This is a genomic window from Cellulomonas sp. PhB150 (assembly GCF_003755175.1).
In the GTDB taxonomy this organism is placed as follows: Bacteria; Actinomycetota; Actinomycetes; order Actinomycetales; family Cellulomonadaceae; genus Cellulomonas.
The window spans coordinates 254,202-277,986 of record NZ_RKHX01000001.1 but is presented as its reverse complement, the minus strand read 5'-3'; the positions used below and the strand labels follow the sequence as shown (position 1 = coordinate 277,986).

Here is a 23,785-nt window from a genome sequence, read left to right as displayed (position 1 = left end):
ACCGGGGCACCACGACGACTGGCCACGTCGGCGAACTCATAGGTGTGCGCGCTCGGGAGGCGCGAGTTGGCCATCGGGTCGACTGGCAGCATGCGAGGGAGGTCTCACGTCGCGGCCGACGACCTGCGGATGAGAAGCGGACGTGCGTCTCGATCTGCGACGATCACGCTCGTGACCGCGTCTCAGGTGTTCCTCCGTGTCCAGGCGACCTACCGCGGACGTCTCGGCGTCGAGGTGGGTGTGTTCGTCGCCGTCGACCACCTGCGGCGCGCCGGGGTCCTGTCGGCATCGCAGGAGGCGACGTACATCGATGTCGAGGACTGGTTCATCGAGCACCTGCCGAACCCCGACTTCTACGCCGACGGCAACACCATCGGCGCGATCACGTGGTTCAAGACGCCGGTCCCCGAGGCGATGCAGGAGGGTGTTGACCAGCTCTGCGCCAGCCTGCGCGCTCACGGCGTCCCCTTCGACGTCGTCCGCACCAGTGAGCCCGGTGCCGTCGTCTACGAGGACGCGTTCCAGGTCGGCGTGATCCCGCCCGAGCGCCGGGACCCGACGCCGTTGCCCAACGATCTCGTGCAGACGCCGACCACGGCGGGTTCCAAGCGGGCGGTCGCGGCGTCGGCAATCCGGCACGTGCTCTTCGACGCCGACGGCGTGCTCCAGCTCGAGCCCGACGTGGGCTGGTACGGCGCCATGGAACCGTACGTCGGGGATCGTGCTCGCGAGCTGCTGCACCGCGCGTGGAAGTCCGAGAAGCCGCTGCTCGCCGGCGCAGGGGGTGCGTACCTGCCGTTCCTCGAGGCCATCCTCGGCGAGTTCGGGGTGACGGCGCCGACGGAGCAGGTGTATGCCGACGTCTGGCTCCGGATCGAACGCGTCCCGGCATCCTTCGAGATCATCGAAGCGCTGCGCCGCAACGGGTACGGCGTCCACCTCGGGACGAACCAGGAGCGCGAACGAGGGGAGCACATGCGCACGGCCCTTGGGTACGACGCGGTGTTCGACGTGAGCTGCTATTCCTACGACCTCGGCGTCGTCAAGCCTGACACGAGGTTCTTCGTCGAGGCATCCCGGCGCATCTGCGCATCGCCCGCGTCGATCCTGTTCGTCGACGACACGTTGGCCAACGTCGAGGCCGCGCGCACGGCGGGCATGACCGCGGTCCATTGGGCGGTCGGCGACGGCCACGGGGCGCTGCTGGACCGACTCGCTCGGCACGGGGTCGACGGACGGCACACGGCCGCAAGCACGTCGACCTCCTGAGGACTCGCAGTCGCGTTGAGCCAGCGCGAGCGGCAGCTCGGTTGGCGGCTGTAGTGCAGGTCGCGCTTCGGGTCACCCGCAGTTCGGCAGGTCAGCGCACCGCCGATAATGCACATTATGTCACTACGGCGATCAGCGGCCCGTGTCCGCGACTCCCCGGCCACGGATCACCGCTCCCGGACGGTCAACAGGCTCAGGCCGTGAACCGACTTCCGCTCGACCTGCCCCGTCTCACGGAACCCGAGCTTGGCCAGGACGCGTCGGGACGCCACGTTCCAGTCCCAGACCCCGGCCCACAGCCGCGCGACGCCTGCCGCGTCCGCCCACGCGACGACTGCCGCCGCTGCCTCGGTCGCGTATCCAGTGCCGTGCACGGCGCGCAGGAGCTCGTAGGCCAGCTCGGGCTCGTCCGACGGGCCATCGCTGCGGTTGGTGAGCCCGCAGTACCCGATGACGTCTCCGACGTCCTTCCGCTCCACCGCCAACAGGCGCGGCCCTGGGTTACCGGCCTCGGCGTCGATACGAGCAGCGATCTCCTCGACGGTGGGCCGCCCATCGGCATCGACGCGCCGATGGGCAGGCACTCGCGGGTCCCGCTCCGTCCACAGCTGGCGGTAGACGGCGGCCTCGTCGGAGCTCCGGGCCCGAAGGACGAGACGGTCGGTCTCCAGGCGATCGCCTGGGCAGATCAGGGACATCGCTCGATCGTGCCAGGGGCGCCGCGCCCGCCCATGCCTGTGAGAGCGCTGTAGTACGAGGAATTTATCCCGACTGCCCTCAGTTCTGAGTAGTGTCAGTTTCTCCAAGAGGTCGTCCCAGCTGTGCCGAGTCGCCCTCACCTCGAGCCTAGGAGCTCCGCATGCCCACACTTGACGGCGCCGTCGTCCTCGTCACAGGCGCCAACGGCGGGATCGGCACGCAGCTGGTCCACCAGAGTCTCGCCCGTGGCGCGAGCAAGGTGTACGCGTCAGCACGCCAGCCGCGTGCCTGGGACGACCCGCGCATCGTGCCCCTCATCCTGGACGTCACCGACGCGGACTCGATTCGGGCGGCGACGCGTGCTGCAGCCGACGTCACGGTCCTGGCGAACAACGCGGGAGCGTCGGTCCACTCCCCCGCGATCCTGGAGCACACCGACGCCGAGATCCGCGCCAACGTCGAGGTCAACTTCCTCGGGCCGCTGTTCCTGGCACGTGCGTTCGCCCCGATCTTGCGCCAGGCGTCGAACGCCGTGCTCATCGACATCCACTCCGCCCTGAGCTGGTACGCGGTCGGCGGCATCTACAGCGCCACGAAGGCCGCGCTGTGGTCGGCGACCAACTCCCTCCGGCTGGAGCTCGACCCGGCCGGCGTCCTCGTCGTCGGCGTGCACGTCGGCTACGTCGACACGGCCATGGCGCGGCACGCTGCCGGGCCCAAGGTCGACCCGGCAGACCTCGTGGGCGCCGTGCTCGACGCCGTGGAGGGCGACGAGTACGAGGTCCTGGCCGACGAGAAGTCGGTGACGGCCAAGGCAACGCTGAGCGCACCCATCGCTGTCGCATACCCTCAGCTCGCACGGGCGGCACGGTCATGAGGGCGTTCGCCGTCGACGCCTACGGCAGTCGCGTCCACGAGGTCGAGCGACCCGAACCCGAGGTCGGCCCTCACGACGTGCTCGTGGAGGTGGCCGCGGCCAGCATCAACCAGCTCGACGTGAAGATCGCTGCCGGCGAGTTCAAGCAGGTCCTGCGCTACCCGCTCCCCCTGACCCTCGGCCACGACCTCGCCGGCACCGTGACGGCGGTCGGCGAGCTGGTCCGGAGATTCGCCGTCGGTGACCGTGTCTACGGCCGCCCTCGCGACGGCCGGATCGGTACGTTCTCCGAGCGCATCGCGGTCCACGAGGACGACCTCGCTGCCGCGCCGACCTCGATCGATGTTGGCCAGGCCGCCTCGCTCCCGCTGGTCACGCTGACCGCGTGGCAGGCGCTCGTCGAACGAGGTGGCGTCGGCGCTGGCAGCCGAGTCCTGATCCACGCCGGCGCCGGCGGGGTCGGATCGGTCGCGATCCAGCTCGCCCACCACCTCGGTGCGACGGTCGCCACCACGGCGAGCGCGAAGAACGCCGACCTCGTGCGCCGGCTGGGCGCCGACCTCGTCGTCGACCACCGCACCCAGGACTTCGTGCAGGCGGTCAGCGGCTACGACCTCGTGCTGGACAGCCTGGGCGGCGAGAACCTCGAGAGGTCGTTGCGCGTGCTGCGGCCGGGCGGCAAGGCGATCGGCATCTCGGGGCCGCCGACCCCGGAGTTCGCTCGTGCGGCCGGACTCCCCCTGCCCGTCAGGCTGGGTGTCGGTGCTCTCAGTGCCAAGATCCGCCGACAGGCGCGGCGCCTCGGGGTCGACTACGAGTTCCTCTTCATGCGTGCCGACGGGCGGCAGCTCGCCGCGATCGCCGATCTCGTCGACGCTGGGGTCATCCAGCCGGTGGTCGGGCTGACCGTCCCCTTCGCCGAGACGCCCGAGGCGATGGCCGCCCTGGAGCGTGGCGGACTCGTCGGAAAGGTCGTGACGGCCCGAGAGTGACTCGCGGGACACTATGAGTGACGACGTCGCACAGCACCCTGGAGGCCGCACGATGACCCACCCCGCGGTGGAGCCCAGCCGTCGCGAGCGGAACAAGCAGGCCAAGCTTGACCGCATCACCGCCGCGGCCAGCACGCTGTTCGCCGAGCACGGGGTCGACGACGTGACGACGCAGCAGATCGCCGAGGCCGCAGACATCGGCGCGGGCACGCTCTTCCTGTACGTGCGGAGCAAGGGCGAGCTGCTCCTGCTCGTGCAGAACGCGCACTACGCCGACGCACTCGCGCTGGGTATGGCCGACGCCGAGATCGCGACCACCGGCCTCGACGCTGTCATGGCGATCCTGCGGCCGGTCGTGGCCTGCAACCGCGTGCAGGTCGACAACGGCCGCACCTATCTGCGCGAGATGGCGTTCGGCGACCCCGCCGACCCGCAGCGTGCGGCCGCGCTCGAGATCGTGGCCAGGACGGAAGCAGCCGTCGCGGCGTGCCTGACGCGGCATGATCCTGCGTCGGCCGACGCGGGCAGGCTCGCCCACGTCATCTCTGCCGTCATGTTCGTCGAGCTGTCCACCAGCGACGAGCCCGACGTGGAGACTCTCGTCGCCCGGATCCGCGAGCAGGTGCGTGTCCTCGTGGCGCACTGACGCGAGGATCGTCAGCCGTCGTCCCGGCAGAGGCAGAACGGGTGGCCGGCCGGGTCGAGCAGCACGCGCACGTTCTCCTGCGGCTGGTGGTCGGCGAGCGTCGCACCGAGACCGACCGCCTCGGAGACCGCGGAGTCCAGGTCGCCGACCTGGAAGTCGAAGTGCATCATCGGCCGCTGCTCACCCTCGACGGGCGGCCAGACCGGCCGGCGGTAGTCGGTCGCCTGCTGGAAGACGACGTACGTGGCACCGCCGGGTGCGGCGAGGATCGCCGTGCCCGGCTCCTCGTGCCCGATGGGCCAGCCGACGAGCTCGGAGTAGAACCGCGCGAGCGCGGACGGGTCCGGAGCCTCGATGGCTGTCCCCCACCACATGCCAGGCATGCGCGATCTCATGGTCCGCATGCTCGCGCGTCGGCCCGGCGCTGTCCAGCGATCAGCGCAGCGTCAGGACGTAACGCTCCTCGATCCGCTCGGGGTCGCGCTGCAGCTCGTGCCGCTCCCCCGTCCGCGCGAACCCGGCGCGGACGTACAGGTCCCCGGCCGCGTGGTTGTCGTCGACCATCCACAGCGAGACCGTGCGGGCTTCCTCGTCGATCGCCGCGAGCCGGACGGTGTCGAGCAGCCGCCAGCCGATCCCCTGGCGCCGCACCTCGGGAGCGACCCACAGGGCGACGACGTGCCGGTCGTCGGCGGGAGAGCCGGGCTCGAGCAGCATCGAGACGATGCCGCGCGGCGTCCCCGTGCTGTCCAGGGCCACCCACGTGCTCACGGTGCGCACGCGCATGCGCCAGTGCGACTCCTTGAACATCTCCTCGCGGGCGATCGACGAGCCGAACACGCTCGGGTCCTCCCGGAGGGCGCGCAGCCGTACGTCCCGGACCAGGGCCCAGTCGTCTTCCTCCACGCGTCTGATCAGCACGAGGACAGAATGCCGTATCCGGACACCTGCGCAGGTCAGGACGCGGCGCCGTGTCCCTCCGGATCGGGCTCGGCGCGTGCGACGTCGGCGATCTCCTCCTCCGGGCGGGGCGGGACCGTCTCGTCGAACTCGAGCTCGGGGATCTCGTGCGGGGTGGGGTGGGACTCGCTCATGGTGTGCTCCTCACAGCTCGATGGACTCGCCAGGGGCGAGGTTGACGGGGTCTCCCGCTCCCCCGAGGCGTGCGACCAGCATCGACGAGAGCTGGACGCCCGGCTCGGACAGGTGCGCGTCGTGGATGATCACGGCGCGAGTCGGCGCGAGGGCGCGAACGAAGTCGACAGCGTCCGCGAGCTTGAGCCATGGTCCGGCGAGGGGCACCAGCAGGGTGTCGACCGCGTCGGGCTCGATCCCGACGAAGGAGTCACCTGGGTGCAGGACGCGTTCGACGACGTAGCCGACGTTGGCGATCACCGGGATGTCGGGGTGAATCTGCTCGTGCCACTCCCCCACGACGGCGACCTCGAAGCCGCCTGCCGAGATCGTGTCCCCACCGACCACGGCGTGCAGCGCGTCGTCCGCGACCCCCGCGTCCGTCAGCAGCGCGAGGGCAGCTGCCGGACCCCAGACCTGCGCGCCGCGACCGGCCGCCGCGGCGACCGCCTCCACGTCGAGGTGGTCGCCATGCTCGTGCGTGATCAGGATCGCGTCGCAGCCGGCCAGCGCGGCAACGTGGTCGGTGAACATGCCGGGGTCGATCACCAGCACGTCGGAGCCACGGTCGAGGCGGATGCAGGCGTGCGACCAGCGGGTCAGCGTCGTCGTCATGGGTCCAGTCTCCCCCGGTACCCGCCGACTCGCCCCTCGTCGGCGTGCCCCGGACGGGTGATCGAAACGGTACGGTGACGTCCGTGCTGGTGCTCGGGGTGTGCAGTCTCAAGGGTGGCGTGGGCAAGACGTCGGTGACGCTGGGGCTCGCCTCGGCGGCGCTCGAACGCGGCCTGCGCACGTTGGTGATCGACCTGGACCCCCAGGGTGACTCGACGATGGCGCTCGGCGCCCGGCCGGAGCACGGCGACGTCGCCGACGTGCTGGCCGACGCCAACGAGCACACGATCGCTGCCGCCACGGTGCTGAGCAGCTGGGCTGACGACGGCCTCGACGTGCTGGCCGGCTCCGAGCGCTCGGCGGTGCACGACCGGCTGCAGTCCACGGACGTCGACCGGCTCCGCTTCGCGCTGCCGTGGATCCGCGGCTACGACCTCGTCCTGATCGACTGCCCGCCCTCGCTCGGCAGCCTGACGCGCACCGGCCTCACGGCCTGCGATCGTGCGGTCGTCGTCACCGAGCCCGGGCTGTTCGCCGTGATGGCAGTCGGCCGCGCGATGCGCACGATCGACGAGCTGCGCCGGGAGGCCGCGCCCGGGCTCCAGCCGCTGGGCATCGTCGTCAACCGCGTGCGCGCCCGCTCGATCGAGCAGGCCTTCCGCCTCGAGGAGCTCGCCAACCTCTACGGTCCGCTGGTCCTGCAGCCCTTCGTCCCCGAGCGCGCCGCGCTGCAGCAGGCCCAGGGCGCGGCCCAGCCCGTGCACGCGTGGCCGGGCGCGGCGGCGGCCGAGCTGGCGAGGACGTTCGACGGTCTTCTCGACCGCGCGCTCCGCGCCCCCCGCCGCTGAGGTCAGACGGCGGAACGTGCCTGCCGGCGGAGCGCGAGCTCGTCCTGAGCCGACACCACCGGTGCCTCGTCGTCCTCGGCCCGCTCCGTGGGCAGCGAGGCGAGCGAGCCCTCGACCTCACGCCACACGCGGCCGACCGCGATGCCGAACACGCCCTGGCCACCCTGGACCAGGTCGATGACCTCGTCGGCCGAGGTGCACTCGTACACCGACGCGCCGTCGGACATCAGGGTGATCTGCGCCAGGTCGTCGACACCGCGCTCGCGCAGGTGGCTGACCGCGGTGCGGATCTGCTGCAGCGACACGCCCGTGTCCAGCAGTCGCTTGACCACCTTGAGCACGAGGATGTCCCGGAAGCTGTACAGCCGCTGCGTGCCCGAGCCGGTGGCGGGGCGGATCGACGCCTCGACCAGGCCGGTACGGGCCCAGTAGTCGAGCTGGCGGTAGGTGATCCCGGCGGCGCGGCAGGCCGTCGGTCCGCGGTACCCGCTGGACGTGTCCAGGTCGGGAAGGTCGTCGTCGAACAGGAGGCCCTGTGCCCGCTGCGGGACGCCGGCGGTGGTCTCGGCGTTCTCGGTGCTGCTCACGGATCCTCCAGTCGTCGCGCGCGGCACGGGTGGTAGCGCGCGGGTCAGTCGCCTGACCTTCCGCAACGCTAGGCCCGGTGGGGTGCTTCCGCAATGAGGCGCGCGGGCGTGTCGGCCCGGCGTGTCTCACCTTCGACCTGAAGGCGAAGGTTCAGGGCTCCTCGGGCTCGGCGCCGGTCTCGAAGTCCTCGGGCGTGACGTGGTCGAGGAAGTCCCTGAACCGCTCCAGGTCCTGCTCGGACGTCGTCGTGTGCACCTCGATCCCGGCGACGGCGACGACCTCGGCCGAGCACAGCACCGGGACGCCGAACCGCAGCGCGAGCGCGATCGCGTCCGACGCGCGCGAGTCCACCCGCCGGGCGCGGCCGAGCACCAGGTCGGCGTAGAAGACGCCCTCGTCCAGCCGCGTGATCTCCACGTGGTCGAGCATCTCCCCCGCGGCGACGATGACGTCACGCAGCAGGTCGTGCGTCATGGGTCGCGGCGGCACGATCCCTGCCTGGGCGGACGCGATGGCCGACGCCTCGGCCGGGCCGATCAGGATCGGGACCAGCAGCTCCGCGTCGGCGTCGAGCAGCAGCACGACGATCTCGTCGGCGCTCAGGTGCTGCCTGACACCGACGACCTCGACGGTCACGAGATCCGGATCCTCCCCCATCGGGCCAACCTACGGCCCGGTCGCCCCAGCGGCTAGGTCAGGGAGCTAGGTCGGCGACGGAGGCCCGCACGAGCGCCGTGTGCATGCGCGCGCACAGCTCCCCCACCTCCGCCGCGAGCGTGCCGGCGTGCGCGCGCGACGAGGCGCTGCGCTGTCCTCTCAACGGGGCGACGAGCTGCTCGACGAGGTCGACCTGCCGGTCTGCGGCCGCGCGGAACTGGCGCAGGTGCCGCACGTCGATGCCGTGCTCGGCCAGCGCGGCCGCCGACGAGACGACGTCGCGCGCCCACGGGTCGAAGAAGCCGTTGTCGTTCGGCCGCAGCACGCCCGCCGAGACCAGCTCGGAGACGAGGTTCTCCGGGACGCCTGCCTCTGCGGCCAGCGCGGCAGCGGTCCAGCGACCGTGGGAGGACTGGCGCACGCCGTCGCGCGTCGCGAGGCGCGCGGGCGTCGTGGGCTCGTCCTCCGCACCCGCGTCGAGAGCCGCGAGGCGCTCGCCGATGACCTTGAGCGGCATGTACCGGTCCCGCTGCTGGCGCAGCACGAAGCGCAGGCGCTCGATGTCGGCCGGCGAGTACTGCCGGTACCCGGAGGGTGTGCGGACGGGCTCGACGAGGCCCTGCTCCTCGAGGAAGCGGAGCTTGGAGGTCGTCACGGCCGGGAACTCGATCTCCAGCGCGGCCAGCACGTCGGAGATCCGCATGGTGGCGCGGCGCGAGATCCCGCGCGGCCAGGACTCGACCTCGCCGTCGACCTCCGCCGCGTCCGGGACGGCAGGCTGGGACGCCCGCTGGGCCCGTGCGCTCGTCATGCGTCCGCGGACTCGCGGTGCGGGCTCGGGTGGAAGGTCAGCCGGTACTTGCCGATCTGCACCTCGTCGCCGGAGCGCAGCACGGCCTCGTCGATCCGCGAGCGGTTGACGTAGGTGCCGTTGAGCGAGCCGATGTCGCGCACGACGAAGCTGCGTCCCTCCCGGACGAACTCGGCGTGCTTGCGCGAGACGGTCACGTCGTCGAGGAAGATGTCCGCGCGCGTCGAGCGACCGGCCGTGGTGCGCTCGGCGTCGAGCAGGAACCGCGCGCCCGCGCTCGGCCCACGCTGCATGACGAGCAGGGCGGACGTCGGCGGCAGCGCGTGCACGGCGGCGACCTCGTCGGCAGTCAGGCCGACCGGTGCGCCGGACTCGATCTCGACGGGCTCGACCTGACCGAACGTCATGGTCGTGTCGGCACCCGCCGGGCGTGGCGCCGGCGGACGCTGGGTCTGGAACTCCTCGGGCTCGACCGCCCCGGGAACCAGACCCTGTCCGTCGTCGCTCATCGAGTCTCCCGCCACTCACCTGCACGTCGAGTCACCGGTGTCGCCGGCGTCAGGCACACCTTATGCGGACCTGCCGGGTGCGCGCAGCCTGCCGTGCGAAGGTTCGTCCCCCCGAGACCGGACAGAACGTGATCAACCGGCCGCGGGCGCCACGGGGGTCGCGAACTGCGGGTCCGCCAGCGTGCGCACCGAGCGGATCTCGACCTTGGTGCGCCGCTGCAGGTCCCCCTCGCCGCCGTTCCCGCGCACCGCCGCGAGGGCGCCGCCCGGGATCTGGAGCGCGGTCGCGATGGTGTCCGGGTCGCCGATCGCCGTCCACGCGTAGGGCGCGGTGAGCTCCGTCCCGTCGAGCGTCACCGCGCCGGGGATGCCCGCGAACGCGCTGCTCGCGGTGACCCGGTGGCCGTTGAGGTCGATCGCCTCGGCCCCCGCGTTGCGCAGCTCCTCGAGCATGTTGAGCATGGTGACCGGCCTGATCTGGCCCTTGGGCTCGGTGAGGGTGACGATCACGCCGGGACCCTCCGCGGGCAGCCGGCCGGTGAGGATGCCCTGCGTCTCGGCGCTGCGGCGCAGGGCGTCGAGCGCCGCCTGCCGCTTGTCGGAGCCCGACATCAGCTCGTCCCGCTCGTTGCGCAGGTCGTTGACCTCGGTCGCCAGCGCGTCCCCTCGGGACGTGGTCTCGTCGAGGATCCGCACGAGGTCCGCCTGGCTCAGGCCGGACAGGCTCGCCTCGTTGTTCTGGCGGACCTGGACGACGAGCGCGAACCCGAGGGCCGCGCACAGCAGGCCCGCGAGGACCTGGCCGCGCGACGCGCGGAAGCGCAGGGCGGTGCGCAGGTTCGCCCAGCCGGTCGGCGTGGCGGGTGGCTCGGAGGGTGGCTCGGCGGGTGACTCGGCGGGTGGCGTCTGCTCCGGTTCGCTCACGTCAGGCCTTGAACAGGTGGCGACGGATCGAGGCCGCGTTGGAGAAGATCCGGATGCCGAGCACGACGACGACGGCCGTGGAGAGCTGCGTGCCGACGCCGAGCTGGTCGCCGAGGAACACGATGAGGGCCGCGACCACCACGTTCGACAGGAACGAGGTGAGGAAGACCCGGTCGTCGAAGATGCCGTCGAGCATCGCCCGCAGACCGCCGAACAGCGCGTCGAGGGCGGCCACCACGGCGATCGGGAGGTACGGCTGGAGCTCCAGGGGGACGGTCGGCTGCAGCAGCAGCCCTGCGACGACACCCACGACGAGGCCGATCACGGCGATCACTGGCCACCCCCTCCCCCTCGACCCGCCGACCCTGCCACACCGGCGCCGCCGGACGAAACCGGGTCGCTCGGTGCGTCGCGCGCGGGTTCGGGCAGGCGCGCGTCCTCGGGCACCGAGGCCGACCGGAGCGCGGTCAGGCCGGCCCCGGGGAGCTCGAGCCGACGCTCGGAGGACATGTCCACGCCGATGCCGTACGTCGCGCGCAGCGTCGCCAGGAGCTGGCCGGTCGACGTCCGGGCCAGGTCGGTCTGCATCTGCACCGAGTCCCCGATCGCCTCGACCGTGTAGGGGCTGCTCAGGGCGACCAGGTCGACGAGGACAGCGCTGCCGGCGCTGCGGATCGCGGTCATCGACGTCAGTCGCTGCCCGTTGATGGCGATCGCCTCGGCGCCCGCTTCCCACAGGCCGTTGACGAGCACCTGCAGGTCGATGTCCTGCACCCGGTTGTCCGGGTCCTCCGAGTCGGGCTGGTCGCTCGCGGCGTCGGTGAGGACCACGCGCAGCCCCGCTCCGTCCGCCGGCAGCGACCCCGCCTCGACCGCTCCGGCGGCGAGAGCCGCCTGCAGCGGCTCGTCGGCGGATCCCAGGACGCTCGCCTGCATCGCGGCGATCTCGTCGCTCAGCGCCCTCGCCTGGCCCTGCAGCTCTGCGGCTTCGTCGCCCCGCTCGGTGATCTGCGACTCCAGCACGCGCCGCGCCTCGCTGACCTGTCCGACGGGCTGGCGCAGCGCGGTCGTCGCCGCCGCGGTGCCCAGCCCGAGCAGCAGGGCCAGGACGACGAGCCCCGCGACGCCGATCCGGCGCCGGGGCGGGGCGTCGCCCGCGGCCCGGCGCTCGGCAGCGAGGGCGTACCCGGGGTCGAGCGGTCGGCGGTAGAACTCGGTGAGCAGCGTCATCGACGCGTCCGGCCGACGATCGACGGTCGCGGCGACGTGCTCGTCGGCGTGCCGACTGGTCATGCCGACCGCGGCCCGGGACGCAGCAGACGGCGGGCCTGCTCCAGGTAGAGGAAGCCGGCGAACCAGTAGAGGCCCACGCCCCACAGGGCGAACGCCCACCCGGCCACCTCCGCGACCGTCCCGAGCCAGGAGTCCCACTCGGACAGCAGGAGCAGCGGGAAGGCGTACAGCAGCGCGAACGTCCCCGCCTTCCCGGCCAGGTGCACGGGCAGCGGCGGGTACCCGGCGCGGCCCAGGACGAGCAGCAGGACGCCGAGGACCACGTCGCGGGCGACCAGGACGAGCAGGAGCCACAGCGGCACGATCTCGCGCCAGGCCAGGCCGACGAGGGTGACGAGGATGAACAGGCGGTCGGCCGCCGGGTCGAGCAGCTGCCCGAGCCGCGAGACCTGGTTCAGGCGCCGCGCGAGGACGCCGTCGAGCCAGTCGCTCGCACCCGACGCGGCCAGCACCAGGACCGCCCAGCCGTCGTGCTCCGTCGCGATGAGCACGGCGAAGACCGGCACCAGCAGCAGCCGGGCGAAGCTGATCGCGTTCGGGACCGTGAGCACGCGGCTGCTGACCACCTCGCTGCTCACCTGCGTGTCCTCCTGGTCGTCGCCCGCCCCCCGGCGAGGCCGGGACCGCGTCGATCCTACGGTGCGGTCACCGTCGGCCGGAGCGCGACCGGCACGTGACCGGCACGCGACCGGCACGCGACCGGCACGGACGCCCCACGCGCGGGCGGCGTGCGTGCGAGGCTGGCGGGATGGCACACGAGAACGACACGACGACGATCCGCCGGCTGCTCACCACGCCTGGCCGCTGGGCGGTGGTCGGGCTGTCCACCAACACCGACCGAGCCGCGTTCGGCGTCGCGCGGTTCGTGCAGCGCCTCGGCCACGAGATCGTCCCCGTGCACCCTGCCGCTGCCACCGTCCACGGCGCCACCGGGTACGCGAGCCTCTCCGAGGTGCCTGGCCCCGTGGACGTCGTGGACGTCTTCGTGAACTCCGCGCTCGCCGGAGCCGTCGTCGACGAGGCGATCGCGGTCGGTGCCCGCGCCGTGTGGTTGCAGCTCGGGGTCGTCGACGAGGACGCCGCCGAGCGGGCCCGTGCCGCGGGACTGGACGTCGTGATGGACGCGTGCGCCGCGATCGAGGCACCGCGGCTCGGTGTCGCGTGAGTCGCTGTGCCTGACGTCACCCTCCCGATTCCCCCACCGCGGGGAGGCACCCGCGTAGACTGTCGCTCGAACTTGGAGTTCGTCGCGTCCCCCGTCGAGACACCGGCCCGTTGAATCGGGCCCAGGATGTCGTGTGGTCGAGGCACCGGTCAGTCCGGTAGCCGATGGGTGGTCTGGGGTTGCGACCCGCCGTGCATCAATCCGATGCCGGTCAGGGCTCCGCCCCGTGATGATCGGTTTCCCTGACACATGAGCTCTGCCCTGCCCGCATCCTTCTCCGACCTCGGCATGCCCGCCGCCCTCGAGCGCGCGATCACCGACCTCGGCTTCACGACCCCCTCGGCCATCCAGGCCCAGGCCGTCCCGGCCCTGCTCGACGGTCGGGACATCGTCGGTGTCGCCCAGACCGGTACCGGCAAGACCGCCGCGTTCGGCCTTCCGCTGCTCGCCGCGATCGACCCCCAGCTCGGCGCCGTCCAGGCCGTCGTCCTGACCCCGACCCGCGAGCTCGCGATGCAGGTCGCCGACGCGATCCAGTCCTTCGCGACGCACCTGCCCGGCCTCACGGTCCTGCCCGTCTACGGCGGCTCGCCGTTCCTGCCGCAGCAGCGCGCCCTCCAGCGCGGTGCGCAGGTCGTCGTCGGCACCCCCGGTCGCGTCATCGACCACCTCGAGCGCCGCACCCTCGTCATGGACCAGGTGCGCTTCCTCGTGCTCGACGAGGCCGACGAGATGCTGCGCATGGGCTTCGCCGAGGACGTCGACAAGATCCTGTCGCGCGCCCCGCAGCAGCGCCAGGTCGCGCTGTTCTCCGCCACGATGCCGACGGCCATCCGCCGCGTCGCCGAGACGCACCTGAACAACCCGCTCGAGATCACGGTCGCCCGCCAGTCGTCGACCGTCACCTCGGTCCGCCAGACCTACGCCGTCGTGCCGTTCCGCCACAAGGTCGGCGCGCTGTCCCGCGTGCTCGCCGTCCGCAAGGCCGACGCGGCCATCGTCTTCGTCCGCACCCGTGGCGCGGCCGAGGAGGTCGGCTCCGCCCTCATCGAGAAGGGCATCTCAGCCGCCTACATCTCCGGTGACGTGGCCCAGGGCGACCGCGAGAAGATCGTCGACCGCCTGCGCACCGGCGCCCTCGACGTGCTCGTCGCCACCGACGTCGCCGCGCGCGGCCTGGACGTCGACCGCATCGGCCTCGTCGTGAACTTCGACGTGCCGCGCGAGCCCGAGACCTACGTGCACCGCATCGGCCGCACGGGGCGCGCCGGCCGCGAGGGCGAGGCGCTGTCCTTCGTCACGCCGTCCGAGCAGAGCCGCCTGCGCCAGATCGAGCGCACCACGCGCGTCAACCTCGAGCAGATCAGCATCCCGTCGCCCGCCGACGTCTCGGCGCACCGCGTGCAGGCCATGCTGGGCCGCGCCGCCGAGCGCGCCGAGGCCGGTCGCCTGGACCTGTACCGCGAGTCCATCGCGGTCTACCTGGCGCAGCACGCCGACGTCGACCCGATCGACCTGCTCGCGACGCTGACGGCCCTGGCCGTCGGCGACGAGGGCCCGGGCGTGAAGGACGACATGGACGACGAGCTCGACCGCGCCCGGCTGGCCCCGTCCAGCGCGGACCGTGGTGACCGTGGCGAGCGTGGCGAGCGTGGCGAGCGCCGCCGCCCGAGCACCCACATCGCGGGCGGCCCGGCTCGCTGGCGCGTGGCCGTCGGTCACCGTGACGGCGTCCAGCCCGGTGCGCTCGTCGGCGCGCTGACCGGCGAGGGTGGCCTGACCGGCAAGGACGTCGGCAAGATCGACATCTTCGGCAGCTTCTCGCTCGTCGACATCCCCGGTGGCCTGACCGCCGAGGCCATGGACCGCCTGTCGCGCACCCGCGTCGCCGGCCGCCCGCTGCGCATCCGGATGGACAGCGGCCCGCGGACCGACGGCGCCCGCACGGACGGCCCGCGGCACGAGTCGTCGCGCCCCGGTCACTACGCGTCGCGCCCGACGCACGGCCCCCGCGGCCGCGTCTGACGCACACCTCGAAGGCCCGGCACCATTCCAGGTGCCGGGCCTTCGTCGTCGCTAGCGGACGGCCGGGCGCGGGTCCGTGAGACCCCGACCCGGGCCGCCGCGGAGCAGCGTGATGTCGGCCTCGCGCAGCACGTCGTCCACGTCACGGAACCCCCGGATGCTGCCGAGCACGCCGAAGGCGACCCGCGTGCCCAGCTCGCTCTGCAGCTGGCCGAGCAGCTCGGCGAGCCTCGCCGGTACGGCGCCGGTCCCGACGTCGTCGAGCAGCACCGCGAAGCCGTCGTCGGCGATCCGCGCGGACGTGTCCCCCTCGCGCAGCGTGGCACGCAGCCGCCGGACCAGCTCGCGGTGCAGGTCCACGGGCGCCTCCCCGTCCGCCTCGGCGCGACCGCCCTGCGTCGGGATCGTCGGCGCGTGCAGCACGCGGACGACCGCCAGCGCGCAGTCGTAGCGCTCAGCGCGCCGGGTGCGCAGCAGGGCCGCTCCGAGCCGGTCGCGGAACAGCAACCGGTTGGGCAGGCCGGTCTCCGGGTCGCGCAGCGCGTCACGCTGGAGGGCGAGCTCGGCCTGCTTGCGCTCGGTGATGTCGACCAGCGCACCGACGAGCCGGGCGGGGCAGCCCGCGTCGTCGAGGACGGTCACGGCCCGGCACATCATCCAGCGGTAGTCGCCCGACGAGGCGCGCACGCGGTGCTCGAGCTCGAGCGGCGTGCCCGTCCCGGCGAGCTGTGCGGCGATCGCCGCGGACAGCTCGTCGCGGTCGGCGGGGTGGACGCGCTCGAGCCACTCGGCGGGTGAGTCGCCGACGACGTCCTCGTCGTACCCGAGCGTCTGCTTCCAGCGCGGCGAGTAGTACACGGTGCCCGCCGAGACGTCCCAGTCCCACGTGCCGTCGTGCGCCGCCATCGAGGCCAGGGCGTACCGCTCCTCGCTCGCGCGGACGGTGTCAGCCAGCGACCGCTCGCGCGCAGCTGCCTGCTCGAGCGCCCGGCGCTGCTCGCGGAGGCTCGCCAGGAGCCGCTCCTGGTCGAGCGCGACCGCGAGCAGGGCGGCCCAGTGGTTGAACCGGTCGCGCGCGCTCGTCGCCCGGGTCTCGACGGTGCCGTCGATCGCGAGCAGCCCCCAGTCGCTCCCCCCGAACGTGACCGGGACGACGAACGTGAGCTCGTTCGACCCGATGGTGCCCGCGCGGGTCATCGCCGTCGGCGGGAACTCGCTGGCGACGGTGCGCATCCCGACGAGCCGCGACAGCGTGCCGGACGTGTCGTGCACGCCGACGATCTCCATCTCGCGGTCACCCGGGCCTCGGTCGGCGCCGAGCCAGAGCCCGAGGCACGCGTGCCCGCGCACCCCCCGCGGCAGCCAGCCGAGCGCGCGAGGGCTTGCACCGTCTCCGCGCAGGAGGTCCATGTCGACCTCGTACTGGTCGACGATCGTGCGCTCGAGCTGCCCGCTGCGGGCGAGCATCGCGCGGGTGCAGCCCTGCGTGACGGCGAGCAGCACCTCGGTGACCGCGCGACGCACCGCGAGCTCGTGCTCGGCCGACGGGAGCGCTCCCACCACGTCCGTCTCGACCGCTCGCAGGCACGTGACCAGCTGTTCGAGCGCCTCGGGATGGGGCTGCATCGCCGCGGTGAGGTCCGCGAGGCGGGTCAGCGTCGGGGAGCCCGGGACGGTGCCCCGCTCCCCCGCCGTCTCGAGCGGCTCGACCACCGCGCGCCACCACGACTCGCGCGGAGCGGTGCCCGTGCGGCGGGCGCCCCCGGCACCCGTGGGTCCGACGAACGCCGTCTCGGCGAGGGCCCGCAGGGCCTGGTACCCGCTGCGGGTCGAGGGCGTGGCCGACGTCGCCGGGGCCGACTGGGCGGCCTCCGTGCAGCCGCAGGACTCGCGCACCACCAGGGTGGACGGTGCGCGGTACTCGCCGCCCGGCACGTCCTCGCCGCGCATCCGCGACAGCAGCAGCGAGACGGCCTTGGCCCCCACCCGGTCGTAGTGCGCGTCGACCGTCGACAGACGCGGGGTCACGCGAGCGCCGGAGTCGGCGTGGTCGAACCCGAAGACCGCCTGGTCCCGTGGCAGCACGAGGCCCGCGGCGCGCAGGGCGTGCTGGAAGCCGATCGCGTTGCGGTCGGTCGCGGCCACCACCGCCGTGGTCGGCACGCCCGCGGCGAGCAGGCGGGCAGCCGCGTCGGCGCCGCCCTGCTCGTGGTTGTCGGAGGCCTCGTAGACCCACGAGTCGCGGATCTCGATGCCGTGCGCGGCGAGCGTGTCGCGGTAGGCGGCGAAGCGCTCGCGCATGTCGAGCTGCATCTGCGAGCCTATGAAGCCGATCGCGGTGTGCCCGTGGCCGAGCAGGTGCTCGACCGCGGCGCGCACGCCGCCGCCGTTGTCGGGCACCACGACGACGTCGTCGGGCCCCTGCGGCAGCTCGCTGACCAGCACGACCGGACGCCCCCAGTGCTGGACCGTGGCGAGCCGTTCGCTGCGCAGCGCCTTCCCGACGACGACGAGCCCGTCGACCGCTCCCAGCGCGACGGGCGCGTCGAGGATCGAGCCGTCGGGATAGCGCTCACGATCGAGCCCGGCGGGATAGGTCTGCACCGCGACGACGCGATGACCGGCCGACCGCGCAGCTCGCGCGACGCCGGCGATCAACGCGCCGAAGTAGAAGCCGCCCACGACAGGCGACAGCACACCGATGGTGCGCCGCGCTGTCGGCGGCGCGGGACCGCGCCGGACCGTCGTCATTCCCCCTACCCCTCGTCCACATCGTTGGAGCCGAGATGATGCGCTTCACCCGCATCGGGCGTCAGAGTAGGTGATCGTGGTCACACATGCATACGACTCCGGACCAACCGGACCTTCCGCGCCGCCCTCGTCGACGGCTCCCGCCCCCTCCCGCCCCGCGCCACAGGCGCCTCCCAGGCGGCCGACGATCGTCGACGTCGCCCGCGCGGCGGGCGTCTCCACCGCCGTCGTCTCGTACGCGCTGAACGGTCGCCCGGGCGTGTCGGCCGCGACGCGTGAGCGCGTCCTGCGGGTCGCCGACGAGTTCGGCTGGCGGCCCAGCGCGGCGGCCCGCTCGATGCGCACGGGTCCGCGCGCGGTCGGGCTCGTGCTCGACCACGGCAGCTCGGGGACCACGTCCCAGGCGACCGACGTGCTCGAGTTCGTCATCGCGCTGCAGGAGGTGCTCGCGACGCGGGACCTCGCGCTGCTGCTGCAGCTCGTCGACGGACCCGACGCGGCCGTCGCCCTCTACGGCGAGTGGTGGGCCGAGCGCCGGTTCGACGTGATGGTCGTGACCGACGTCCTCGTCGAGGACCCCCGCATCGACGCGCTGCGCCGGCTGCGCGCACCGACCGTCGTCGTCGGCGCCGGCCAGGGCGACCACGAGCTCGCGGCCGTGACGGTCGACGAGGGCGAGGCGTTCGCGCGCATCGGGCGGTACCTGCTCGAGCTCGGCCACCGCCACGTCGCGCTCGTCACCGGGCCCGACGTGATGGCGCGGACCCAGGTGCGCCTCGACGCGCTCACCCGGGTCCTCGACCCCGCGTCCTGCGTGCTCGTGCACGAGGCGACCGCCGGCACGCCCGAGGCGGCAGCGGCGGCGACCCGGCGGCTCCTGACGGCCGGCGGTGCGCCGACGGCGATCGTCTACGGCTCGGACCAGATGGCGGTGGCGGCGCTCGACGTCGCCCGCCGGTCCGGCGTCTCGGTCCCCTGGGACCTGTCCGTCGTCGCGGGCTCCGACTCGACGCTGTGCCGGTTGGCGACGCCGTCGATCACGACGCTGCCGTCCGCCCAGGCCGAGCTCGGGACGGCCACGGGCGAGGCGGTGCTCGCCGTCCTCGACGGGGACCTGAAGGTCCGTCGCGAGTGCGTGGTCGGCGGCCTGGCCGTCCGCGGCAGCACGGCGCCGCGGACGAGGTGATCTTTGGTCACGATTAGGTAACGGCGCTCGCCTAAACGATTCGTGCCGTGTTGCCCGGAATGTGGCCGTGGTCACCTTTGCACTCAGTCGCCGCGGACTCCCCCTGGGCGACTCGTGCCCGGGCGGACGGCTGCCCGGGTGTGCCGATCGACTCCCGGAGGACACGTGTCCACACGCAAGAGAGCGATGGGTCGGCGCGCACGCGCCGCAGCCACCGCCGCGACAGCAATGGCGCTGGTCGCAGTTCCCCTCTGCTTCACCAGCAGCGCGAGCGCCGCAGAGCCCCACGTCGACAACCCCTACGCCGGCGCCACCCAGTACGTGAACCCCACGTGGGCCGCGTCCGTCGAGAGCGCAGCGACGCGCGTCGATGCGAACCTCGCGGCGAAGATGCACACCGTGGCCAAGCAGCCGACCGCGGTCTGGATGGACCGGATCAGCGCGATCACCGGCAACGCCGACGGCTCGGGCCTGAAGTTCCACCTGGACAACGCGCTGGCGCAGAAGGGCTCCGGCCCGATCGTCGTCAACCTGGTCATCTACGACCTGCCCGGCCGCGACTGCTACGCCCTGGCGTCCAACGGTGAGCTCCCCGCCACCGACGCGGGCCTCGCCCGGTACAAGACCGAGTACATCGACGCCATCGCGGCGCTGCTCAGCGACCCGAAGTACGCGGGCCTGCGCATCTCGGCGACCATCGAGCCCGACTCGCTGCCGAACCTGGTCACCAACATCTCCGAGCCCCTGTGCCAGCAGGCCGCGCCCTACTACAAGGCCGGCGTGAAGTACGCGCTCGACAAGCTGCACGCGATCTCCAACGTGTACACGTACATCGACATCGGCCACTCGGGCTGGCTCGGCTGGGACAGCAACGCCGGTCCCGCCGCGACGCTGTTCGCCGACGTGGCCAAGTCCACCACCGCCGGGTTCGCCTCGATCGACGGCTTCGTCAGCGACGTCGCCAACACGACTCCGCTCAACGAGCCGTTCCTGCCGGACTCGACCATCTCGGTCGGCGGCACGCCGATCCGCTCGACGTCGTTCTACGAGTGGAACTTCGACTTCGACGAGATCGACTTCACCGCGCACATGCACAAGCTGCTGGTCGCGGCGGGCTTCCCGTCGTCGCTCGGCATGCTCGTCGACACCTCGCGCAACGGCTGGGGTGGTTCGGCCCGTCCGACCGCCGTCTCCACGAGCACGGTCGCGAACACCTACGTCAACGAGTCCCGCGTGGACAAGCGCGTCCACCGCGGCGCCTGGTGCAACCCGCTCGGTGCCGGCATCGGCGAGCTGCCGCAGGCCACGCCTGCCGGCTACTCCGCCTCGTTCCTCGACGCGTTCGTCTGGATCAAGCCCCCGGGTGAGTCCGACGGTGCCTCGACCGACATCCCGAACGACCAGGGCAAGCGCTTCGACCGCATGTGCGACCCGACCTTCGTCTCGCCCAAGCTGTCGAACCAGCTGACCGGTGCCACGCCCAACGCGCCGCTCGCCGGCCAGTGGTTCGAGGACCAGTTCAAGACGCTCGTCGCCAACGCCTACCCGGTCATCTCTGGCGGCACCACTCCCCCGGCTGACACCACGGCGCCGACCGCGCCGACCGCCGTCACCGCGGGCACGACGACGACCACGACGGTCCCGCTGTCCTGGACCGCCTCGACCGACAACGTGGCCGTGACCGGCTACAACGTCTACCAGGGCTCCACGCTGGTCGGGACCTCGACGAGCACGAGCTACACCGTGACGGGTCTGAGCCCCGCCACCGCGTACTCGTTCACCGTCAAGGCCAAGGACGCCGCGGGCAACCTGTCCGCCGCCTCCAGCGCGGTCTCCGCCACCACGAAGACGGCGACGACGACCGACACGACGGCGCCCTCGGCACCGACGGGTCTGACCGCCGGCACCACCACGACGAGCACGGTCCCGCTGTCCTGGACCGCCTCCACCGACAACGTCGCCGTGACCGGCTACGACGTCTACAACGGCGCGACCCTGGTCGCCTCGACCACCGGCACGAGCTACACGGTGACGGGCCTCGCGGCCGGCACCACGTACTCGTTCACGGTCAAGGCGAAGGACGCGGCGGGCAACGTCTCGTCGGCCTCCGCCGCCGCCTCGGCCACGACGAAGACCGTGACCGTCCCCGACACGACGGCGCCCTCGGCACCGACGGGTCTGACCGCCGGCACCACCACCACGAGCACGGTCCCGCTGTCCTGGACCGCCTCCACCGACAACGTGGCCGTCACCGGCTACGACGTCTACCAGGGCTCCACGCTGGTCGGCTCCACGACGGCGACAAGCTACACCGTGACGGGTCTGAGCTCCGCCACCGCGTACTCGTTCACCGTCAAGGCCAAGGACGCCGCCGGCAACGTCTCGTCGGCCTCCGCCGCGGCCTCGGCCACGACGAAGTCCACCACGGTCCCCGACACGACGGCGCCCTCGGCACCGACGGGTCTGACGGCCGGCACGACGACCTCGAGCTCGGTCCCGCTGTCCTGGACCGCCTCCACCGACAACGTCGCCGTCACCGGCTACGACGTCTACCAGGGCGCCACGCTCGTCGGCTCCACGACCACCACGAGCTACACGGTCACCGGCCTCAACTCGGCCACGGCGTACTCGTTCACGGTCAAGGCCAAGGACGGCGCGGGCAACGTGTCCGCAGCGTCCGCCGCGGCCGCGGCCACGACGAAGCCCGCGGGCGTCACGAGCAGCTGCTCCGTGAAGTACACGGCCAGCAGCTGGAACACCGGGTTCACGGCCTCCATCAAGGTCACGAACACCGGCCAGACGCCCATCAACGGCTGGTCGCTCGGGTTCGCCTTCGCCAACGGCCAGACGATCACCCAGGGCTGGAGCGCCAACTGGTCGCAGTCCGGGTCGGCCGTCACGGGTTCGGGCCTGTCGTGGAACGCCACGCTGGCACCCGGAGCCTCGACGGACATCGGCTTCAACGGATCGCACTCGGGCACGAACACCTCGCCCACCGCGTTCACGGTCAACGGTGTGACCTGCACCGTCGCGTGATCTAGCAGCACGACGAGCGGGGGCTCCCACCTCTGGGGGCCCCCGCTCGTCATCCCCTGATCGCCTGACGCGCGAGGGCCTGGGCTGGGCCCTCGCGCGTCAGGCCATTTCCGCGGCGACCGCCGCGACCAGCTCGTCGACGTCGCCCGGCGTCGTGTCGAACGAGCACATGAGCCGGGCCTCGCCGGTCGCGACGTCCCAGTCGTAGAACCGCCACCGTCGACGCAGCGCCTCGGCCACGCCGGCCGGGAAGACGACGAACACGCCGTTCGCCTGGGTCGGCCGGGTCACGACGACGCCGGGCAGCCCCTCCAGGCCGCTGCGCAGGCGCGCGGCCATCGCGTTCGCGTGCCGAGCCGACCGCAGCCAGAGGTCCGACTCGAACAGCGCGACGAGCTGCGCCGACACGAAGCGCATCTTGGAGGTGAGCTGCATGTCCATCTTGCGCAGGTAGCCCAGGCCCCCGTCGGCCGCGGGGTCGAGCACCACCACCGCCTCGCCGTAGAGCAGCCCGTTCTTGGTGCCGCCGAGCGACAGGACGTCCACCCCCGCGTCGGTGGTGAACGCACGCAGCGGCAGGTCCAGCGCGGCGGCCGCGTTGGCGATCCGGGCACCGTCGACGTGCAGCCGCAGGCCGAGCTCGTGCGCCTGGTCGGCCAGGGCGCGGACCTCGTCGGGCGAGTAGAGCGTGCCGAGCTCGGTGGACTGCGTGATGGACACCGCACCCGGCTGGGCTCGGTGCTCGTCGCCGAACCCCCACGCCTGCGTCGCGACCAGCTCGGGCGTGAGCTTGCCGTCCGGGGTCGGGACGGTGAGCAGCTTGAGCCCGCCCACCCGCTCGGGTGCAGCGTTCTCGTCGGTGTGGATGTGCGCGGTGTCCGCGCAGATGACCGCTCCCCAGCGAGGCAGCACGGACTGCAGAGACAGGACGTTCGCACCCGTGCCGTTGAACACCGGCCAGGCGGTCGCCTGGGCGCCGAAGTGGTCGGCGACGACCTCCTGCAGGCGCGCGGTGTAGTCGTCCGCGCCGTAGGCGCCCTGGTGGCCGCCGTTGGCCTCGACCAGGGCCGCGAGGACCTCGGGATGGGCACCCGCGTAGTTGTCGGAGGCGAAGTCGCGGCGGTCGGCGTCGTGCAGTCGGTTCACCGCACCAGTCTCGCAGCCGTGCGCTCGTCGACCGCCTGCGGCATGATCCGAGCACGCGACGAAGGAGACGACGTGATCCAGCCCGACGCCGACCCGCACGACGGTCGGAGCGAGACCCGCAACCAGCGAGCCGACCGCAACTGGGACGAGCTCCTGCAGGAGCTGCGGGTCACGCAGACCGGCACGCAGATCCTCATGGGGTTCCTGCTCACGATCCCGTTCCAGCAGAGGTTCGGGGACCTCGACGCGTTCCAGCGCGACCTCTACCTGGTGCTCGTCGTCCTCGCGGTCGTCACGACGGCCCTGATCCTGGCGCCCGTCGCGATCCACCGCGCCTTGTTCCGCCGAGGCATGAAGTCCGAGCTGGTCTCGGTCGGCGACTCGTTCGCGCGGGCCGGGCTCCTGGTGCTCGCCCTGGTCCTGTCCGGGGCGGCGATGCTGCTCTTCGACGTCGTGGTCTCGCGCACCGCGGGCGTCGCGATGGGCGTGGCGTCGCTCGTCCTCCTGGGCGCCGCCTGGTGGGTGCTGCCCCGCGTCGTGTCGGCGCGCGCAGCGGCCGAGCGGTGAGACGAAGGACGCCGGCCCCCGATCCCGGGGGATCGAGGGCCGGCGTC

Annotated in this window: 25 protein-coding genes; 10 read left to right on the top strand and 15 right to left on the bottom strand. The window is 72.6% G+C overall.

The annotated features are described in order from the left end of the window. Positions 1–171 precede the first annotated feature (171 nt). Positions 172–1,269 (top strand): HAD family hydrolase, encoded by a 1,098-nt coding sequence (locus EDF34_RS17750; protein WP_233575124.1) that lies wholly within the window; start codon positions 172–174, stop codon positions 1,267–1,269. Positions 1,270–1,436: 167 nt separating this feature from the next. Here EDF34_RS17750 and EDF34_RS01320 read toward each other — a convergent pair whose 3' ends face one another. Further along, positions 1,437–1,967, bottom strand: a complete 531-nt coding sequence (locus EDF34_RS01320; RefSeq protein WP_123369582.1) for a GNAT family N-acetyltransferase — start codon at positions 1,965–1,967, stop codon at positions 1,437–1,439. A 161-nt stretch (positions 1,968–2,128) separates the two neighbouring features. Between EDF34_RS01320 and EDF34_RS01315 the strand changes: the two genes are divergently transcribed. From EDF34_RS01315 to EDF34_RS01305, 3 genes are read left to right on the top strand one after another with little or no spacing between them, the layout of a single operon-like run. Beyond that, a complete protein-coding gene (locus EDF34_RS01315) occupies positions 2,129–2,845 on the top strand; it encodes an SDR family oxidoreductase (protein ID WP_123369581.1) in 717 nt (238 codons plus the stop codon). Continuing rightward, positions 2,842–3,837, top strand: coding sequence for an NADP-dependent oxidoreductase (locus EDF34_RS01310; RefSeq protein ID WP_123369580.1), 996 nt, complete (start codon positions 2,842–2,844; stop codon positions 3,835–3,837). Before EDF34_RS01315 ends, EDF34_RS01310 begins: the two co-directional genes overlap by 4 nt. A gap of 52 nt (positions 3,838–3,889) precedes the next feature. After that, entirely contained in the window at positions 3,890–4,483 is a 594-nt protein-coding gene (locus EDF34_RS01305; protein WP_123369579.1) for a TetR/AcrR family transcriptional regulator, read from the top strand. An 11-nt stretch (positions 4,484–4,494) separates the two neighbouring features. Here the strand turns inward: EDF34_RS01305 and EDF34_RS01300 are convergent, their stop codons facing one another. Genes EDF34_RS01300 through EDF34_RS01290 form a run of 4 tightly spaced genes read right to left on the bottom strand, consistent with a single transcriptional unit; the run spans position 4,495 to position 6,232 of the window. Next, complete coding sequence (locus tag EDF34_RS01300) at positions 4,495–4,878, bottom strand: VOC family protein (RefSeq protein WP_233575123.1); 384 nt, start codon at positions 4,876–4,878, stop codon at positions 4,495–4,497. Positions 4,879–4,918: 40 nt separating this feature from the next. Next, positions 4,919–5,404, bottom strand: a complete 486-nt coding sequence (locus tag EDF34_RS01295) for a GNAT family N-acetyltransferase (RefSeq protein ID WP_123369577.1) — start codon at positions 5,402–5,404, stop codon at positions 4,919–4,921. A gap of 35 nt (positions 5,405–5,439) precedes the next feature. After that, positions 5,440–5,577, bottom strand: a complete 138-nt coding sequence (locus EDF34_RS17605; RefSeq protein ID WP_199737595.1) for a hypothetical protein — start codon at positions 5,575–5,577, stop codon at positions 5,440–5,442. A 10-nt stretch (positions 5,578–5,587) separates the two neighbouring features. Beyond that, on the bottom strand, positions 5,588–6,232 hold the full coding sequence (locus tag EDF34_RS01290; RefSeq protein ID WP_123369576.1) for an MBL fold metallo-hydrolase: 645 nt from the start codon (positions 6,230–6,232) through the stop codon (positions 5,588–5,590). Positions 6,233–6,315: 83 nt separating this feature from the next. Between EDF34_RS01290 and EDF34_RS01285 the strand changes: the two genes are divergently transcribed. Beyond that, the gene (locus EDF34_RS01285; protein WP_199737593.1) at positions 6,316–7,080 is read left to right on the top strand and encodes a ParA family protein; all 765 of its coding nucleotides are present in this window, start codon (positions 6,316–6,318) and stop codon (positions 7,078–7,080) included. A gap of 2 nt (positions 7,081–7,082) precedes the next feature. Here EDF34_RS01285 and EDF34_RS01280 read toward each other — a convergent pair whose 3' ends face one another. The 8 genes from EDF34_RS01280 to EDF34_RS01245 form a co-directional block, all read right to left on the bottom strand. Further along, positions 7,083–7,667, bottom strand: a complete 585-nt coding sequence (locus EDF34_RS01280) for a MerR family transcriptional regulator (RefSeq protein ID WP_123369574.1) — start codon at positions 7,665–7,667, stop codon at positions 7,083–7,085. A gap of 151 nt (positions 7,668–7,818) precedes the next feature. After that, positions 7,819–8,325, bottom strand: coding sequence for a bifunctional nuclease family protein (locus EDF34_RS01275; RefSeq protein WP_123369573.1), 507 nt, complete (start codon positions 8,323–8,325; stop codon positions 7,819–7,821). A 37-nt stretch (positions 8,326–8,362) separates the two neighbouring features. Further along, a complete protein-coding gene (locus EDF34_RS01270; RefSeq protein WP_123369572.1) occupies positions 8,363–9,136 on the bottom strand; it encodes a MerR family transcriptional regulator in 774 nt (257 codons plus the stop codon). After that, complete coding sequence (locus EDF34_RS01265; protein ID WP_199737663.1) at positions 9,133–9,543, bottom strand: FHA domain-containing protein; 411 nt, start codon at positions 9,541–9,543, stop codon at positions 9,133–9,135. The genes EDF34_RS01270 and EDF34_RS01265 overlap by 4 nt, the downstream gene beginning before the upstream one ends. A 234-nt stretch (positions 9,544–9,777) precedes the next feature. Continuing rightward, entirely contained in the window at positions 9,778–10,569 is a 792-nt protein-coding gene (locus tag EDF34_RS01260; protein WP_123369570.1) for a DUF881 domain-containing protein, read from the bottom strand. Position 10,570: 1 nt separating this feature from the next. Further along, positions 10,571–10,903, bottom strand: a complete 333-nt coding sequence (locus EDF34_RS01255; RefSeq protein ID WP_118767257.1) for a small basic family protein — start codon at positions 10,901–10,903, stop codon at positions 10,571–10,573. Then, positions 10,900–11,862, bottom strand: a complete 963-nt coding sequence (locus tag EDF34_RS01250) for a DUF881 domain-containing protein (protein WP_123369569.1) — start codon at positions 11,860–11,862, stop codon at positions 10,900–10,902. Before EDF34_RS01250 ends, EDF34_RS01255 begins: the two co-directional genes overlap by 4 nt. Further along, positions 11,859–12,440 (bottom strand): CDP-alcohol phosphatidyltransferase family protein, encoded by a 582-nt coding sequence (locus EDF34_RS01245; RefSeq protein WP_233575122.1) that lies wholly within the window; start codon positions 12,438–12,440, stop codon positions 11,859–11,861. The genes EDF34_RS01250 and EDF34_RS01245 overlap by 4 nt, the downstream gene beginning before the upstream one ends. Positions 12,441–12,610: 170 nt before the next feature. On the opposite strand from EDF34_RS01245, the gene EDF34_RS01240 reads away from it, so the two are divergent. Continuing rightward, positions 12,611–13,027, top strand: a complete 417-nt coding sequence (locus EDF34_RS01240; protein WP_123369568.1) for a CoA-binding protein — start codon at positions 12,611–12,613, stop codon at positions 13,025–13,027. A 249-nt stretch (positions 13,028–13,276) separates the two neighbouring features. After that, positions 13,277–15,052 (top strand): DEAD/DEAH box helicase, encoded by a 1,776-nt coding sequence (locus EDF34_RS01235; protein ID WP_123369567.1) that lies wholly within the window; start codon positions 13,277–13,279, stop codon positions 15,050–15,052. Positions 15,053–15,103: 51 nt separating this feature from the next. Here the strand turns inward: EDF34_RS01235 and EDF34_RS01230 are convergent, their stop codons facing one another. Then, positions 15,104–17,749 (bottom strand): substrate-binding domain-containing protein, encoded by a 2,646-nt coding sequence (locus EDF34_RS01230; protein WP_233575121.1) that lies wholly within the window; start codon positions 17,747–17,749, stop codon positions 15,104–15,106. 124 nt (positions 17,750–17,873) lie between these two features. Between EDF34_RS01230 and EDF34_RS01225 the strand changes: the two genes are divergently transcribed. Beyond that, on the top strand, positions 17,874–18,989 hold the full coding sequence (locus EDF34_RS01225) for a LacI family DNA-binding transcriptional regulator (RefSeq protein WP_370450014.1): 1,116 nt from the start codon (positions 17,874–17,876) through the stop codon (positions 18,987–18,989). A gap of 186 nt (positions 18,990–19,175) precedes the next feature. Continuing rightward, a complete protein-coding gene (locus EDF34_RS01220) occupies positions 19,176–22,025 on the top strand; it encodes a glycoside hydrolase family 6 protein (protein ID WP_370450034.1) in 2,850 nt (949 codons plus the stop codon). A 99-nt stretch (positions 22,026–22,124) separates the two neighbouring features. Here the strand turns inward: EDF34_RS01220 and EDF34_RS01215 are convergent, their stop codons facing one another. Further along, positions 22,125–23,171: a low specificity L-threonine aldolase gene (locus EDF34_RS01215; RefSeq protein WP_123369564.1), complete on the bottom strand. Its 1,047-nt coding sequence runs from the start codon at positions 23,169–23,171 to the stop codon at positions 22,125–22,127. Between the two features lie 72 nt (positions 23,172–23,243). On the opposite strand from EDF34_RS01215, the gene EDF34_RS01210 reads away from it, so the two are divergent. Next, the gene (locus EDF34_RS01210) at positions 23,244–23,738 is read left to right on the top strand and encodes a DUF6328 family protein (protein WP_233575120.1); all 495 of its coding nucleotides are present in this window, start codon (positions 23,244–23,246) and stop codon (positions 23,736–23,738) included. Positions 23,739–23,785: the final 47 nt, after the last annotated feature.

Excerpts from the sequence above, each read along its gene's own strand:
- EDF34_RS01265 (WP_199737663.1), bottom strand. The coding sequence starts at position 9,543 with ATGACGTTCGGTCAGGTCGAGCCCGTCGAGATCGAGTCCGGCGCACCG.
- EDF34_RS01315 (WP_123369581.1), top strand. The coding sequence starts at position 2,129 with ATGCCCACACTTGACGGCGCCGTCGTCCTCGTCACAGGCGCCAACGGC.
- EDF34_RS01250 (WP_123369569.1), bottom strand. The coding sequence starts at position 11,862 with ATGACCAGTCGGCACGCCGACGAGCACGTCGCCGCGACCGTCGATCGT.
- EDF34_RS01310 (WP_123369580.1), top strand. The coding sequence starts at position 2,842 with ATGAGGGCGTTCGCCGTCGACGCCTACGGCAGTCGCGTCCACGAGGTC.
- EDF34_RS01240 (WP_123369568.1), top strand. The coding sequence starts at position 12,611 with ATGGCACACGAGAACGACACGACGACGATCCGCCGGCTGCTCACCACG.
- EDF34_RS01275 (WP_123369573.1), bottom strand. The coding sequence starts at position 8,325 with ATGGGGGAGGATCCGGATCTCGTGACCGTCGAGGTCGTCGGTGTCAGG.
- EDF34_RS01220 (WP_370450034.1), top strand. The coding sequence starts at position 19,176 with ATGGGTCGGCGCGCACGCGCCGCAGCCACCGCCGCGACAGCAATGGCG.
- EDF34_RS01300 (WP_233575123.1), bottom strand. The coding sequence starts at position 4,878 with ATGAGATCGCGCATGCCTGGCATGTGGTGGGGGACAGCCATCGAGGCT.
- EDF34_RS17605 (WP_199737595.1), bottom strand. The coding sequence starts at position 5,577 with ATGAGCGAGTCCCACCCCACCCCGCACGAGATCCCCGAGCTCGAGTTC.
- EDF34_RS01270 (WP_123369572.1), bottom strand. The coding sequence starts at position 9,136 with ATGACGAGCGCACGGGCCCAGCGGGCGTCCCAGCCTGCCGTCCCGGAC.
- EDF34_RS01305 (WP_123369579.1), top strand. The coding sequence starts at position 3,890 with ATGACCCACCCCGCGGTGGAGCCCAGCCGTCGCGAGCGGAACAAGCAG.
- EDF34_RS01320 (WP_123369582.1), bottom strand. The coding sequence starts at position 1,967 with ATGTCCCTGATCTGCCCAGGCGATCGCCTGGAGACCGACCGTCTCGTC.
- EDF34_RS01290 (WP_123369576.1), bottom strand. The coding sequence starts at position 6,232 with ATGACGACGACGCTGACCCGCTGGTCGCACGCCTGCATCCGCCTCGAC.
- EDF34_RS01235 (WP_123369567.1), top strand. The coding sequence starts at position 13,277 with ATGAGCTCTGCCCTGCCCGCATCCTTCTCCGACCTCGGCATGCCCGCC.